The 14503-nt window shown below is 68.9% G+C and carries 19 protein-coding genes; 9 read left to right on the top strand and 10 right to left on the bottom strand.

What is annotated here, in order from left to right; translation table 11 throughout:
• Positions 1–34: 34 nt before the first annotated feature.
• From ABD481_RS06940 to ABD481_RS06900, 9 genes are all read right to left on the bottom strand, one after another.
• Positions 35–373, bottom strand: a complete 339-nt coding sequence (locus tag ABD481_RS06940) for a hypothetical protein (RefSeq protein WP_344664698.1) — start codon at positions 371–373, stop codon at positions 35–37.
• Between the two features lie 4 nt (positions 374–377).
• Positions 378–689 (bottom strand): hypothetical protein, encoded by a 312-nt coding sequence (locus tag ABD481_RS06935; protein WP_344664697.1) that lies wholly within the window; start codon positions 687–689, stop codon positions 378–380.
• A gap of 32 nt (positions 690–721) precedes the next feature.
• Positions 722–1033 (bottom strand): hypothetical protein, encoded by a 312-nt coding sequence (locus ABD481_RS06930; protein ID WP_344664696.1) that lies wholly within the window; start codon positions 1031–1033, stop codon positions 722–724.
• An 87-nt stretch (positions 1034–1120) separates the two neighbouring features.
• Positions 1121–1837, bottom strand: coding sequence for a hypothetical protein (locus ABD481_RS06925; protein WP_344664695.1), 717 nt, complete (start codon positions 1835–1837; stop codon positions 1121–1123).
• 40 nt (positions 1838–1877) lie between these two features.
• Entirely contained in the window at positions 1878–2039 is a 162-nt protein-coding gene (locus ABD481_RS06920; protein ID WP_344664694.1) for a hypothetical protein, read from the bottom strand.
• Between the two features lie 184 nt (positions 2040–2223).
• Positions 2224–2607 carry a hypothetical protein gene (locus tag ABD481_RS06915; RefSeq protein ID WP_344664693.1) on the bottom strand — a complete coding sequence of 128 codons (384 nt, stop codon included), beginning with the start codon at positions 2605–2607 and terminating at the stop codon, positions 2224–2226.
• A gap of 122 nt (positions 2608–2729) precedes the next feature.
• Complete coding sequence (locus ABD481_RS06910; RefSeq protein ID WP_344664692.1) at positions 2730–2930, bottom strand: hypothetical protein; 201 nt, start codon at positions 2928–2930, stop codon at positions 2730–2732.
• Entirely contained in the window at positions 2927–3340 is a 414-nt protein-coding gene (locus ABD481_RS06905; RefSeq protein ID WP_344664691.1) for a DUF6197 family protein, read from the bottom strand. The genes ABD481_RS06910 and ABD481_RS06905 overlap by 4 nt, the downstream gene beginning before the upstream one ends.
• 612 nt (positions 3341–3952) lie before the next feature.
• Positions 3953–4405: a hypothetical protein gene (locus tag ABD481_RS06900; protein ID WP_344664690.1), complete on the bottom strand. Its 453-nt coding sequence runs from the start codon at positions 4403–4405 to the stop codon at positions 3953–3955.
• Positions 4406–4968: 563 nt separating this feature from the next.
• Here ABD481_RS06900 and ABD481_RS06895 point away from each other — a divergent pair.
• The 7 genes from ABD481_RS06895 to ABD481_RS06865 all read left to right on the top strand — a co-directional run bounded on the left by ABD481_RS06895 (position 4969) and on the right by ABD481_RS06865 (position 10415).
• Positions 4969–5295, top strand: a complete 327-nt coding sequence (locus tag ABD481_RS06895) for a WhiB family transcriptional regulator (RefSeq protein WP_344664689.1) — start codon at positions 4969–4971, stop codon at positions 5293–5295.
• A 316-nt stretch (positions 5296–5611) separates the two neighbouring features.
• A complete protein-coding gene (locus ABD481_RS06890; protein WP_344664688.1) occupies positions 5612–5809 on the top strand; it encodes a hypothetical protein in 198 nt (65 codons plus the stop codon).
• Positions 5806–6249 carry a hypothetical protein gene (locus ABD481_RS06885; RefSeq protein ID WP_344664687.1) on the top strand — a complete coding sequence of 148 codons (444 nt, stop codon included), beginning with the start codon at positions 5806–5808 and terminating at the stop codon, positions 6247–6249. The genes ABD481_RS06890 and ABD481_RS06885 overlap by 4 nt, the downstream gene beginning before the upstream one ends.
• A complete protein-coding gene (locus tag ABD481_RS06880; protein ID WP_344664686.1) occupies positions 6246–7829 on the top strand; it encodes a terminase large subunit domain-containing protein in 1584 nt (527 codons plus the stop codon). Before ABD481_RS06885 ends, ABD481_RS06880 begins: the two co-directional genes overlap by 4 nt.
• A 42-nt stretch (positions 7830–7871) precedes the next feature.
• Positions 7872–9413: a phage portal protein gene (locus ABD481_RS06875; RefSeq protein ID WP_344664685.1), complete on the top strand. Its 1542-nt coding sequence runs from the start codon at positions 7872–7874 to the stop codon at positions 9411–9413.
• Positions 9414–9837: 424 nt separating this feature from the next.
• Positions 9838–10008 (top strand): hypothetical protein, encoded by a 171-nt coding sequence (locus ABD481_RS06870; RefSeq protein ID WP_344664684.1) that lies wholly within the window; start codon positions 9838–9840, stop codon positions 10006–10008.
• Positions 10009–10025: 17 nt separating this feature from the next.
• The gene (locus ABD481_RS06865) at positions 10026–10415 is read left to right on the top strand and encodes a hypothetical protein (RefSeq protein ID WP_344664683.1); all 390 of its coding nucleotides are present in this window, start codon (positions 10026–10028) and stop codon (positions 10413–10415) included.
• Between the two features lie 6 nt (positions 10416–10421).
• Here the strand turns inward: ABD481_RS06865 and ABD481_RS06860 are convergent, their stop codons facing one another.
• Complete coding sequence (locus tag ABD481_RS06860) at positions 10422–11090, bottom strand: hypothetical protein (protein WP_344664682.1); 669 nt, start codon at positions 11088–11090, stop codon at positions 10422–10424.
• A gap of 71 nt (positions 11091–11161) precedes the next feature.
• Here ABD481_RS06860 and ABD481_RS06855 point away from each other — a divergent pair, with 71 nt between their 5' ends.
• On the top strand, positions 11162–12985 hold the full coding sequence (locus tag ABD481_RS06855; RefSeq protein WP_344664681.1) for a hypothetical protein: 1824 nt from the start codon (positions 11162–11164) through the stop codon (positions 12983–12985).
• A 142-nt stretch (positions 12986–13127) separates the two neighbouring features.
• Complete coding sequence (locus ABD481_RS06850; protein ID WP_344664680.1) at positions 13128–14492, top strand: SU10 major capsid protein; 1365 nt, start codon at positions 13128–13130, stop codon at positions 14490–14492.
• The last annotated feature ends 11 nt before the right edge of the window (positions 14493–14503 follow it).

Here is a 14503-nt window from a genome sequence, read left to right as displayed (position 1 = left end):
CGTCCCGACGCGGGCACCGGGACGGCACCCCGCATCAGCCGACCGGCCGTAGCCGGGCATGTCGAGGGACGGACAGCCGGGGCGGTCGGGCAGCCGCGAACTCCGCGATCAGTTTCCGCAGCTCGGCCATGCTGGTGCCCGGGGCGAACAGGCGCCGGGCCTGCGCTCCGGTCAGGTCCAGCACCTCGGCGGCGACGTCCCACACCTTCACCGACCGGTACCCAACGCGCACCCACAACGAGGGCAGCACGACGTACCCGGCGTTCTCCACTGCGATGGCGGCGAAGCAGTCCAACCATGAACCCTGATCCCACAAACCGGGGTTGGCCTCGACGAACCCGAGCGTGGACCGCAACCTGTGCACGTTGGCCACCGGATCAGCCCTTCCCGACCGGCACCGGGACCCCGCTGCGCCAGTCGGTCACGCTGGCCCGGCCCAAGTCCCGGTCCATAAACAACGCCAACACCAGCCGATCCGGCAGCACGATTCCGTGCCTGGCCAGCACCGGCAGGAAGCGATCGAGTTCGTAGAACTCTCCCGCCGCGAGCCCCAGCCACACCTGGTCGCCGTCGGATTCCTCGGGCGGGCGGATCAGCAGGAAGAACGTGGACAGCGGCCGGTCCCAACCGACCACCGTCTCCGTTCCGGACACGAAGTCCGCAGGATTCGGTATCAGGTGACGGCTCAACAGCCGTCCCTCCTTTCGGTATGCGGTTCAGTTCAGGTGATGGGGGTGGGTTCGCCGCTGCGCCAGTCCAGGTGCGGCACCTCCGCGCCCGGCACCGCCAGCAGTTCCAGGCGCAAACGAGCCACCAGCACGGCAGGCAGCCGCATTCCACGGGCGGACAGCACGGCCGCCAGTGCATCGGCCCGGCCGATCTCCCCACGCGTGCCACCGGCCACCGGGGTGAGCACACCGCCGGGGAGCTCGACGTCGCAGAAGTACGTGGCTAGCGCCGGATCCCACCCCACGACCGTCGAAGCCTCGGGATGCCCTGAAGCTGGACCTGCGACCAGATGACGGGAACTCAACGGCCGACCTCCCCGACCAGTAGGCGAGCATGGCAGCGGGCCGCGCGAAGACTCACGCGGCCCGCCGTTCCGGTCGTGCTGGGCGCTTCACGCCTCCACGGCGACGGTGTTCACCGGCGTGTGGTTGATCGGCTTCGTCCGCACCAGCACCTTCGGCTCCACCACCGGCTCGGGCTCCGGCTCCTCCTCGGCCACCGGGGCCAGGTCCTGTGGGGCGGAGATCAGGGACTCGATCAGCGACGACGGGACCTCGTTCCCCGACAGAGCCGTCTTGATCTGCTTGGCGTTGCTTTCGAACGCCACCTTCAGCGCCGTACCCAGCAGGAACAGCACTGCGTTCCGCATCGCCTCCGCCGTCTCGACCACCGTGTCCAGGCGCGTGGTCGGGTCCGCGCTCGCCTTGCCCTTGGCCGGCCGCTTCACCGTGCGGCCGTAGCCGGCGGCCATGTCGTCGAACAGGTCCTCCAGCTCGGTCGCCAGGTCCTCGCTGCCCTCGGCTGCCGCGACGATCGACAGCGGCGACCGCTTGCCCTCGATCAGCACGCCGTTCAGCTTGCGCGACTGGAGACGCACCACCTCGATGAGGGAGTCGATGTCGTCCAGGTAGCCCTGCGCCCGCCGGGCGGTCTGGTAGATGCCCGCGGCCTGGACGTCGGCGGCCAGAGCGAACTGCGGAGCCTTGGTGAAAGCAGCCATGGTCATGTCTCCCTTGATGGTTGTGGCGATGCTGAACTCGGTGGCGCTGAACTCGGTGGTGCTGGTCTGCGTGGTGCGGTTCTTTCTGCGGCGGAACCAGAGGCGCATCACGGCCCCCCTTCCGATCGGACGGATATCGGCCCGGGGCTCACAGGTCCTCGACCTCCGACAGGTCCGTGATCGCGGCGATCTGCTCACCGGTCGCGGCGTCGCGCACCACGAACCCGGACACCCCCGGGTTGATCAGGTAGGTGCGGTGGCCGTCGGTGGCGGTCCAGGACGATGCGGACTCGTCGATCTCGATGGACATGGGATACGACCCCTTCGATGGATGAACAGGTAGGTGAATGCGCGGGCCCGGCCGGAGCGGCCTCCCTTTGCGCGAACAAGCAGCGGCCCCTCAAGGCCACGCAGTCCCCGAGCCGCCACGACAGCAGGCGACGAGGCGACGGGAAACGACGGCCCCCGCCGGGCCGAACCACCAACCGGACCGGTCAGACGGCCACGGTCACACCGCACACCCGGGCACGGGCCTGCGACCACGCCTCCGGCACGCCCCAGCCTCCGAAGCGCATCACGTCGCGTATCGCACGGGCCTGCGCAGTCTGCCGCGCGTCCTCACCGAACAGACACGGCACACACGCCGGACCACCAGTGAGCACCCCGTGCGTGCACGAGTCCCGACCCGTGGAGGCAAACATCGCCCGATGCGCCTCCATCACCTCCAGGTGCCCGGCCATCAGCAGCGTTACGTCCCGCCCGTCGAACGACCGGGACCGCCACGCCTGCCGCAACGCACCCAGGCGACCGCCCAGGCCACGCACGGCACGAACCACATCGCCACGCGCACCATCCGGACGCGCAGACACACGACGCATCACAAACTCCTTGCACACGTTGTTGGGGAAGACAGGACACCGGATCTGTTCGGCGCGCCGCAGCAGGCGACGGGTCATGACCCGGGAAGACGTGACAACAGCCGGTCACGCCACAAGATCTGTCACTTCGCCGAGCCAGCTGACGACTTGGTCCCGCTGCCGCCCATCGTCGTGGTGACCCCGTTCGGGGAGACCTGGTGCGCGAGCGTGGGGAGGATGCCGTGGCCGGACAACAGCACGGCCAGACTGACGACGATGAGGACCGCCCACACTGCGGCGGCGATGCGGTACACCGTGTCTTCGTTGCTGACCGGCGGCTTCATGCGGACGCGGTGGTGATGGCGTTGACCGTGGCGCGCGCCGGGACGACGGCCGTCGGGGTCCATGCGGCTGCCTTGAACAGCAGTCGGACGACGTCGGCGGCGGTGCGGCCGTCGGTGTCGTTCCAGTCGATGACGTGATCCGTCCCGTACTGGTGCATCAGGTAGCCACGCAGGTGGCCGGTTGCGGCCGTGATGCGCGGGTTCTCGTGGTAGCCGACTGGCAACGGGTCGCCGGAGATGGCGACGTGCACGCCGCCGAGGGTGCACAGGCGCGCCTCGCGGAACCGGATGCCGGAGGCGATGGCCTGGTCGTAGTCGCAGTAGTTGTGCTGCATTAGGCCGTTGGTGCGGATGATGCGGGCGGCGTTGCGCAGGTCGGTGCGGACCTGGGCGAGGGGGTCAGGGCTCAACGGCCGTGCCTCCATCAGTGCGTGGGTGTGTGGGATCCCCCGGGCCGGATGCCGGTTCCGGGTTCGTGTCCGGGCACGGGGTTGCACCGTGCGCCCGCGCCATGCCCCGGGAGACGGGGGTGGGGTGCGGGATGCTCACCGGTCCCCACGCGGGGCCGGTGCCGGACTCCTCACCCGTGCCCGCTCCTCTACAACGGGGCGGGCTAGGGGTGATGGGATTCCCTTATTGGCCGCTTGCGCGGACCGTGGATAGCAGGGTGGACAGACCGGCTCCCGACCGTCTGCCGCTGGGGTCACCCTCCGAGGCTTAGCTCCCCTGCATCCACACGTGATCAGCTCACGATGGGCTTGTGACCATCGGCGCGCTTCGCAGCGTGGCGTGATGGTGTTTAGCGTCCACGTCTGGCAGCCGTGGGCGTCCCCCGACCCGTGCCGGACCCGAGGACACGCGCACCCCCATATGGGCGCAGGCGTGTCCCTTCGCCGGGCGAGGCTTGGGCGCGCGGGGTCTGTGCAGTTGTGTTCGGCGGTCAGACCGCCGCGCCAGCCACCCGACCGTGATGGGGGTCGAGGGGTTCGCGCGGCGACCCGTCACCGGGCCGTGCGAGCGGGCTACTGGTTTGCGCCGGTGGCGAACCACTTGCGGTCCGCGCCCACCTTGTCCATCACCTGTGTGAAGGACTCCGGGGCACGCGGTATCGCGGCGCGCGCCGTCCCCGACACGGCGGACGTGGTGACCGCAGCGGTAACCGGTACGCCGGAGCGCTTGCGCCTTCCCCCGCTGTAGGGGGTGAAGCGCGGCCCGGACAGTTGCCACGCCGCCTGCCTGTTCGCCTGTTCGTCCCGCTGGCGCTCCCGTTTCTCACGGAGCGCAGCGGCGAGACGCGGGTCTGTGGCGTGGACGAACCGGCGTGCCGTTTTGGTGGGGATCCCCGTCACGGCCCCGGCGGTGCGCGCCTTGACCCGTGCGAGTTGTTCGGCCCGCTCCGCCGCGAGCCGCGCGGCCGTGGCCGCCTGCCCCGCCTGCCGCCTGTCCGGCGGTGTCTGCGCCTCACTCTCGTGCATCCGTCCCGCCTCCCTTCCCGTCCCTGTCCGCCGGACCGTCCGGCTGACAGCGAGAAGTAAACGGTGATGACAGCGAGAAGTCAACAATGCCAGGTCGGGACCTGTTTTCGGCGTGCAGCCGAACCGTCCCCCGCACCCCGCCGCACACGCCGCCGGAAAGCGGGAATCAGCGCCGGAACGGCAAGGGAATCAGGGGATTGATTAGCGCCGTCACCAGCGCGGGAGGTGATCTACAACGCCAATGGATCTTTATCTTGTTATTAAGGAGTTAATGGATGGTGTGGGCTCCCGGGATTTTTGACTCCCCGGAAGTCGATTTATCAGAACCCTGATTCGTCCTCAGCGGCTACGCGTGCGGCGGGAAGGTCTTTGCGTTCGGCTTGACGCCTGCGTAGCCTCTTGATCGTCAGGGTGGACAGCTGTACCCGAACGGGATCCCACCCCTGGCCTTCTTCGGGCGGCCCCGGCGCGAGCTCCCGGACCTTTCGCGGTCTGGTCGAGATGTGCCGGCGGTCGCCTTCGTCGTGTCTGCTCGATCAACCGGAGGGGGTGGTGTTGTGGCTGTGCGCGTGACCCCTGGCGGCTACGGCCAGATGTTCCAGAACCTGCCCGGCTGGATGGCCGAGGCCGAATGCCGGGACTCCGAGCCGGACTTGTTCTTCGGCGCGGATCCCGGATGGGGCCGGATCACCGAGACCATTGCCCAACGCAGGGCACGGGAGGCGCAGGCCAAGGCAATGTGTGCCCGCTGCCCGGTACGGAACTCCTGCCTGGAGTACGCGATGACCACCCCCGAGCACGACGGACTGTGGGGCGGTCTGACCGACGCCGAGCGCAAAGCGATGCGCCGCGCCACGATGCGCCTGAAGGCCCCCGCCTCCGTTTCCTGACGCGAACCCTTCCAGGTTCCAGCGTCTTCCCTCTGATCCCCTCGGCGCCGCCGGGGCGTGGATCTCCTTGTCTGCCGGCCGCCGGATGCCTGAGTGCGCCTCCGGCCCTCCTGCCCGCGTGCACCCCCCTCGCAGCGGCGGTGCGGCCCGCGCCTTCCCGATCCCTTCCGGGGCGGCACCGCGGCCGGCGCTTCTTCTTCCCACAACTCCACAACAACTGAATCAGGGGGCTGCCATGACGGCGTTTCCTCCGCCGCCGAACGGCTCTGTGCCCCCACCCCGGCCGTGCGATGCACCCGGCTGCACTGAGCCCGCTGTGCTCCAGTGGGCGCGCCTGGCGTCCCCGGTCGAACTGTCGAATCTGACCGTTCCGGCCGGGGAGACCAACGTGCGTCTGGCCGTGTTCGGCTGCACCACCCACGCCCTGGGCCTGGAACCGGCGGCACTGCTGCACGAGGCCACGTGCCCGTGGCCGTCCCCGTGCACCTGCACCGGCGCAGTGGTGCCGACATGAGCGGGCCGAAGCGGTCCTCCCGTTCTCGCGCCGCCGGGGCCGTTGTTGCCGAGCGCCGCGCCAAAGCCGTTCGCATGAAGGTCTCCGGCGCCCGTCTGGAGGACATCGCCGCCGCGCTGGGCTACAACTCGGTGAACCACGTCTCGGTGGACATCAAACGCGCGCTGGCAGCGAACCTTCGCGAGCAGAGCGCGGCCACCGAGGAGTACATCGCCATCGAGATGCTCCGCCTGGACGAGTTGCTGTTCGCCGTGTGGGAGGAGGCGATGGCTGGCTCCCCGCGGCACGTGGAACTCGGGGTGCGGATCGTCGAGGCCAGGCGCCGTCTGTTCCCGACCCAGCAGGTTGTGGCTTTGACCACGGTGGAGTCGGAGATCTTGCGCCTGGAATCGGAGCTGGCCGCGCGCCGCCCGGTCACCGGCGAGATCGAAGCCGAGTGAGCACCGGCGGCCCGCTGATCCCGGAGTCCCTCCAGGCGGTGAAGCTGGCCCGTCTTCAGCGGCTGCGGGAGCTTCAGGAAGAACTGGACGCGGTTGCCGCCGCCGAGGCTGCCGGCCGCGACGTGTTCGCCGCCTTGGACTACGTGCCCACCGCCAGGCAGCAAGAATTCCACGAGGCGACCGAGTTCGACGTGTTGATCGGCGGAAGCGCAGGCGGCGGCAAGTCGGCCGCGCTCACCATGGAGGGGGTACGGGCCTGCATCCGCTACCCGGGAATCCGGGTCGGCGCGTTCAGGCGCACGTACGGGGAGCTGAAGGAATCGCTGCTCGCCGAGTTGGCAAACCGCTCCTACGCCCAAGCGTTGGGCGGGGTGTGGAACGGCAGCGAGTTCGAGCTCCGGTTCCCCAACACGAGCGTGATCATGTTCCGCTACGCGGAGACGATCCTGGACGCCACCCGCAGGCAGGGCGGTCAGTACCAGCTGTTGCTTTTCGACGAGCGGACGTTGACACCCCCCGATGTGATTGCCTTCCTGGAGTCCCGCCTGCGGTCCGGCCGCGCCGACATCCCAGTGATCGGCATCCGCTCCGGCTCCAACCCCGGCGGCCCCGGCCACCTGGCGGTGAAGACCCGGTACGTCGACGCCACCGGCTACGGACGGCGTGTCGTTACCGACAACCGCGGCCGCAAGGTGCGGTTCATCCCGTCCTCGGTCACCGACAACCCGCACCTGAACCGCGAATACGTCGACGACCTGAAGGCGCTGCCGGACAAGTTGCGCAAGGCGTTCCTGGAAGGCGACTGGAACAGCTTCGCCGGGCAGGCCTTCGACTTCCGGGCCGACCGGCACGTCGTCGCACCCATCGCCATCCCCGAGTCCTGGCGCAGGTACAACGGCGTCGACTGGGGCTTCGCCAAGCCGTACTGCGTGCTGTGGGGTGCGGTCGATGAGGACGGCCGTGTCTATATATACAGAGAGCACTACGGCCCCGGAGTCGGCGAAGGCGAGCAGGCTCAGCGGCTCGCCGCGGCCGAGACGGACAAGGAGACCGTTGTCGCCCGGTACGCCGACGACGCGATGTGGGCGACCCGCGGCGACGCCAAACCGATCGCAGACGTCTACGCCGAAAACGGGGTGCAGCTCACCCCGGCCGGCAAGGGCAAGGGCTCCCGCGTCACCGGGTGGCAGCGGGTCCGCTCCTACCTGGCTGAGGCACCAGCGTGCCCGCACCATCGCGCGCTCGGGTGGGAGACGTGCCCGCTGCTGCACGTCTTCGACGTGTGCGAGAACCTGATCCGCACGTTGCCGGCGATGCCGCACGCCACCACCGGCGACCCCGAGGACATCGACACCGACGCTGAAGACCATGCAAGCGATGCCCTGCGCTACATGCTGATCAACCTTGGCGCCGGGCCCGAGTTCGTCATCTTCGACACCGCGACCTCGGAGGTCGTCCCGGCCGTGATCGGCGCCTTCGGGTACCGGCCGCCGGAGTATGAGGCTTCGCCGTGGTGGGAGCAGACCGCTCCCGTTGTCGACGGCGAGGGCCAGGACCACAACGAGCAGTGGTGGCCCTGACACAACTGAATAAACAACTTCATATAGAGGGGCGGCGGCGCCGTGGGACTTCGTGCCGCGCTGCGTCGCCGCCCAAGTAAAGACATTGTCTACGCACTGGCACAGGTTGAGCGCAAGGGTTTCGAGTACGGGATCCCGGACACCGGGATCGGCGAATACGACCAGGGCATCGGCAACGCCGGCCCGGCCGACCGCCGCACCACCCTCAAGACCATGTACGACGCCTACGTGGCCTGCCCCTGGGCGTTCTCCGCGGTCAACGCGATCGTGCGCACCATCACCGCGGGCGGTCTGGTCACCGACTGGGACTCCGACACCGGACAGGGCGACCAGCCCCAGCCGGTGAAGCCGGCGAACGTGCTGGCGTTGGAGCGGATGCTCGCCTGGTGCAACCAGCGCGACGACATCCGGCAGGTGATGCGCGGCGCGATCGTGGACCTGCTGGTCTACGGCGACGCCTACCTGGAGCTGGTGTGGGTCGGCGATCAGCCGGTGGCCCTGTACAACCTGGACTGCCCGTCCATTTATCCGGTCGCCGACGCCCACGGCCACATATCCGGGTACGTGCAGGTCACCGAGTACGGGCAGCGCGCGAGCTTCGAGACGCGCGAGGTCATCCACATCCCCTATGACTCCCTGCGCACTGGCGTGTTCGGGCTGTCCCCGACACAGGCCGCGATGCTGCCCATCACGTGCTGGCTGTTCGCGGCCGGGAACTCCAAGCAGGTGTTTCGCCGTGGCAACCCCCCGACCGTGCACGTGGACATGCCAGCCGGGATGTCCTCCTCCGACGTGCGCCGCTGGGATGCGATGTACGCCCAGCGCAACCTCGGCTCCGACAACGTCGGCCGCCCGATCATCACCAAGGGCGGCGCCCACGTCCAGGAGCTGGCCCCGGCCCGCATCGTCGACGCCATCTCCTTCCTGGACCAGAAGCGCGACGAGATCCTGGCGGTCTACGGCGTGCCCCCCGCGAAGGGCGGCGTCATCGAGGCCGGGCACCTGGGTGCAGGCACCGGCGAGGCCCAGGACAGAACGTTCCGCGTCAACACCTGCGCGCCGATCGCCGAGATCGTGCTGGAGAAACTCAACTTCCACCTGGTCCGGCACGGCTTCAAGATCGACGGGTGGCGGTTGAAGTTCGGTGACATCGATTGGCGGGACTCCAAGGTCGTGGAGGACATCCGCGACTCCCGACTGCGCAACGGCTCCTGGACGTTGAACCGCTACCGCGCCGAGATCGGGGAGCCCCCGGTGCCCGGCGGCGACGCCGCGGTGTTGGTCGACCGCCAGAACCTGGTGCTGTGGAAAGACATCGCGGTCATGTCCGAGGCGATGGTCCTGGCCAAGCGCGCCCCCGGCGTCGCCGCCCAGGACCCGACCATCTCCGCCAACCCCGCCGCCGACCTCAATGGCCGCCTGGCCAAGCCTCTCACCGGCATGGAAGAGAGCAGTGGGGACGCGTTCGAGAACGCGCCACCGTGGGCGTTGGCAATCCTGGCGGGTCTGGCCGATCTGTCCGCGGCGCTACGGGCAATCGAAGCCGTCGAAGCCACCGCAGAGCGGACCCCGGCACCCGTGTGAGCAGGCCTTACGCACGGCGGCATCCGATGCAGCGCCCAACGTGCTGACAGAACCCAGCGTGCAGAGAATGGCATACGGGAAATGCCGCATGGGTAATGGCTGGACGTGAATGCGGGATTGTGTAGCCACCATAGTGTGACCTGATGCTATTTTGGAGCCAGAGCTTGTTTACAAGGACAACGTTCCCGAGACGGTGAACGGCCCCCATAGACGACGAAGGCCCGCGGTGCATACGCGGGCCTTCGCCGTTAGATGACGTGCTTCGTGGCTAGCAGCTGAAGCACCTCGACGCCGAGCATCGCGATCCCCAGGAACCAGCTCCGGAACTTGTCACCCATTGCCTCGTCTCCCTTCTCAGTCAGCCCACGTGGGTGACGGACAAAAGCCGGGAGACCAAGGCTCAGTAACCGTACCAGGACCCAGAGTGCCCGAGAGTGAAGTTCAGGACATTGCCTCGGAGGCCGAGGTCGGCGCCGAGACGTTAGAGGCAGCTGCGCAGCCGGAGACGGTGATGGCTTTGGAACCGGCCACGCTGCCGTCCCATCCCCTGCGCGCGATGGACGTGCCCTGTTTTATCCCCAAGCTGATCGGCTGAGCCGAGAAAGGACGCCCGTGTCCAACCCGGTGTACGCCCCCAACGCGGTCACGCTGTTCAACTCCGCGGTCAACGGGTTCGAGAACTTCGCCGTCGGATCGGTTAGCTCGGGGCCGGTGGACTTGTCTGCCAGCACCGATGTGCTGCTGGCGGTGACCGTGCTGCCTGGTGCACTTGCCGGGACTGCGCCGTCGTTGACGGTGCAGATCGACGGCGTCGATCCGGCCGGCAATCCGATCCCGGCGATGCTGAAGACCACCGTCATCGCGGCCGCCGGAACCTACACGGTGTGCGGCGGCCTGCACAGCTCCGCGCTGGTGCTGCCCGCGATGGGACGGGTCACCGTCACCCTGGGCGGCGCCGGAGCGGCCGCAACCGGAATCCAGATCACCCTGACCGGCCGGTGAGGTCCGCTATATAGCGGGGGTGACCGCCTCCCACAGCCCGGCCCCGGGCGTGCCGAGTGCGGTGTTGACGATCCATCGGATGATCGCCGCTCCGTCCTCGGCGAGTGCGGGTTTGGCTGCGGTGATCTTCAGTACCTCGATGCTGGCCGTCGAGGCATCGTGGTCTGCCGCGAGCGTGCACATGCCCTCGACGGTGAAGGCGATCTCCTGCTCCGGCTTGGCGTCTGCGAGCACCGTTGCCTCAGCGAATGGGTCGCCTTCCAGCGCGACCAGTGTGCCGTCGCCGACTGCGGTGAACGTCCCTTCCACCACGATCCCGGCGGTCAACGGGCCCTGAGCCAAGTCGCGCTCGGGGTCGAGGTCACGAAGGGCCACGGTGCCGGAGGCTGCGGCGAACTCCGCTGACGGAAAGGCCCAGTCGAGTGTCTTCGTGGTCAGGGGTCGTGCCGCCGCGATGACCTTCTGATCCGCCGGATAGCGAGGGCCGGCCGACGCCCACCACGAATGGGAGTACATCTCCACGACAATCTCCGAGCGTTGGGCGCGCGCCGCATTCAAGGCGTCGTCCTCGCCGGGCTGGTCGGCAAGCCATGAGCACCGCCGGTCGGCTACCCAAAACGCCGCCTTCAGCCTCACCAACTCATCGAACTTGCGCTTGCCGTCATCGTCAGCCACAGCTGATCATGCTACGGCACGCCGCCGGTCGCGAACTTGCAGGTCAAACCACAACTTCATAGGAGTCCGGCGTGGCCAAGCCGCTGGCGCAGATCACCGGTGTCGCGATCGCCCCGGGTGTCTCGCGCAACAACCGTCTGTACACCAGCCAGAACATCGGCCGCCTGGTGGAGCGTGCCAACACCCGCATCAACAGCGGCGACTCCCCAATCACCATGCGCACCCACCACGGCGCCGGGGACGACTCGACCCGCATCGTCGGTAGGGTCACGCGCCTGTGGCAGGACGAGACAGGCGCGGCCCGCTACGAAGGCGAGATCTCTGACGCGGGTCACGGACCCACCATCGCCGGACTGCTGCCGAAGTCGGAGACCGACACCTCGGCGTCGCTGCGCGGGGTGAGCATCCGCGGCCGCTGGGCGGCACCGCCCCGCAAGACCACCGCCGAGAATGGCCAGGCCGTAGAGACCGCCGACGATCTGGAGATCGACGGCCTGGACTTCACCGCGAATCCCGGGGTCGCCGGCGCCCATGCCGTGGTCGTGTCCGCCCAGGACGTGCCGAACGTCCCGCCGACGCCCCCGAACTCCGGCAAGTCCTGGGAGACCACGGTGGAGTTCGGGATCGTCGAGGCCGCACCCGATGCGATGTTCGTCGAGAGCGCTGATCCCGCCGACCCGGCGCCGGTCGCCGAGCACCCGCCGGTGGCCTACGCCGACCGAGGCGACTACTTGCCGGGCGGGGTGAAGCGGTTCCCGCTGGACACGGTCGAGCACGCCAAGCACGCCTGGTTCGCGCTGCGCGAGACCGCCACCGCCCGGCAGTACACCGCCGCGCAGCTCAAACGGGTTCGCGGCCGGGCCACGAAGGCCTTGACCGAGTTCGGTGTCTACACCGACCCGGCGGCCGGGTGGCTGATCGAGGCGCCGACCCGCGTCGTGACGGAAGGGGTGGACGACGGCTCCCCGGGCTACGGCGGGGCCTACCGGATCTGCCTGACCAACGGTCCCACGCAGGTGTCCGTCTCCTGCTACCAGCTGGACCCGCATGACCTGGACGCGGTCGGCCGTGCCGCCATGACCGGCGCCCTCGCGGCGATCAAGGCCATCGACCCGGACCTGGACGCCGATATCGACATCCCCGCCGACGGCGCTGAGGCCGCCCCGGCCACCACCGCCGTCGAGTCGGGCCCACCTTCCACCGCGCCGGTCCCGGCGCCGGACACCCCTGACCCCGAACCTGAGAAGGACGATGCTGTGGCCGAGGAGCCGACAAACCAGACCGCCGGGTCCGCGCCGGCCGACACCGCACCTGCCGCCGCGCCGACCACGGCCGCCGGCGAGCCGGACAAGCTCGACAAGCTCACCGACATGATCGGCAAGCTGATCACCGCGATCGCCCCCGCCGCCCCTGCTGCGGCCCCGGTGCCGGTCGAGACGGCACCGGCCGCGCCTGTCGCGGAGACCGCCGCGACGCCGACCCCCGACCAGCTTGCACTGCTGGCGGGCTTGATCCAGAGCCCGGGTATCGGCGCCGCAGTGGCGCAGGCCGCGGCGGCACAGACCGCCGCAGCGCAGGCACAAGCCGCCGCCGCTCCGGCCCCGGTGGCCGAGACCGAGGACCAGCGCATCGCACGCCTGGTCTCCGAGCAGGTCGCCGTGCGCGTGCAGGATCTGGTCGAGTCTGGGCAGCTCGGCGGCGGACGCAAGGGCCTCACAGCCACCGCCCCCGGCACCGCCCCGAGCGCGACCGTGGGCACCGCCCTGAACGAGAACGGCCTGCCGGAGAGCTGGCCGAACAAGCCTCTGCACGAATACACCGAGCAGGAGTTCAGCCGGTACGCCTTCCCGCAGCTGGAGAACTACGTCTTGAACGGTCGGGTTCCGCGCGCCTGAGCACGGCCCCACCCCGAACGACTGCACCACCTCGCGGCGGGTAGCCGCACGTCCCCAGACCGCCACACCCCCGGGATCCGGGGATGGTGCCTCACGGCAGCGATGGTCACACCCGTGATTATCAGAAGCTTGAGGTACCGCTTTGACTGCCGAATTGCGCGAGGCGCTCAACGCCGTCGGCGCATCCCCGTTCTTGCCCAAGGTGATCGACCCGGTCATGGTCGAGCTCCAGCGCCGGTACTCCCCGCTGGTCACCGCCATCCCGGCCATCCAGTGGCCTACAGACATTTACAACTTCAATACTCGAACACAGATTTCAAGTGGGGGCTGGGTAAGCGACGGGGGCGCCTCCCCGGTGGCCAACGGCACCTACGTCCAGAACCAGTACAAGATGTCCCACTTCCAGACGGTGGGCAGCGTCACCGGCTACGCCCAGGAAGTGACCCAGCAGCTGGTCAACCTGCGGGAGACGGACATCAAGGGCTCCATCCGCGGCATGACCTGGGACGTGGAGACCGCGCTGCTGTGGGCGAACAGTGCCTGCTCCGCCAACGGGCCGCGCCCCCAGTTCGACGGCCTGGACACGATGATCTCCAACTACGGGGGCGCGAACCAGAACGCGATCGACGCCAACGGCGCATCCCTGAACCTGTCAGTGCTGGACCGGCTGATCGACATGGTGGAGACCAACTCGGCCGAGCCCACCGGCAACTCCCCGTGGGCGCTGGTGATGTCCTCCACCGCCAACTCCAAGATCGCGAACCTGTTGACGCCGCAGCAGCGGTTCGTCGACAAGGTCGAGATCGCCCCCGGCCTGAACGTGATGTCCTACCGCGACATCCCGATCCTGAAGTCCAGCTTCCTCCAGGCCCGCGCACTGTCTATGGGCACCGTCACCGCCACCCCGTCCGCCAACGGCGGGTCGCTCGCGGCCGGGCAGTACTTCTACCGGATCTCCCCGGTCATCGCCCGCCAGGGCGAGATCTCCCCCTCGGCCGAGGTGTCCGCCACCACTACCGGCGCCACGGGTCAGGTCGCCCTGGCCTTCACCATCCCCACCGGCCTGGAGGGCGCACAGCCCACCCTGTACAAGGTGTGGCGCGGCACCGCCGCCGGCCAGGAAACGCTGCTGGGCTGGGTGGACGCGACGGTGGGCCTGGCGGCCGACGGCATCACGGCGATCATGACCGCCACCATCACCGACACCGGCACCGCCCTGGTCCCCTCCAACGGTGCCACCGTGCCCGGCATCCTGCCCACCACCTACTACGGCACCAACACTGGCATCGGGCCGGGCGGGGCCGGGCTGGAGAACATCTTCCTGATCTCCCGCGACCCGCAGAACCTCGTGCGCCCGTGGGTGCGGCAGTACAAGCCCCTCGACTTGTACCCGACCACCGCCTCCCCGGACTCCATGCCGTACGCACTGATCACCGACACCACCCTGGGTGTGCGCGCGGCGAAGTTCGTCGGCCGCGCATCCCGCGTCGCGGTATCCCTGTCCTGATCCCCCCTGAT

Source organism: Catenulispora yoronensis, assembly GCF_039531695.1.
Taxonomy (GTDB): Bacteria; Actinomycetota; Actinomycetes; order Streptomycetales; family Catenulisporaceae; genus Catenulispora; species Catenulispora yoronensis.
This window is presented reverse-complemented; position numbering and strand designations above follow the sequence as displayed.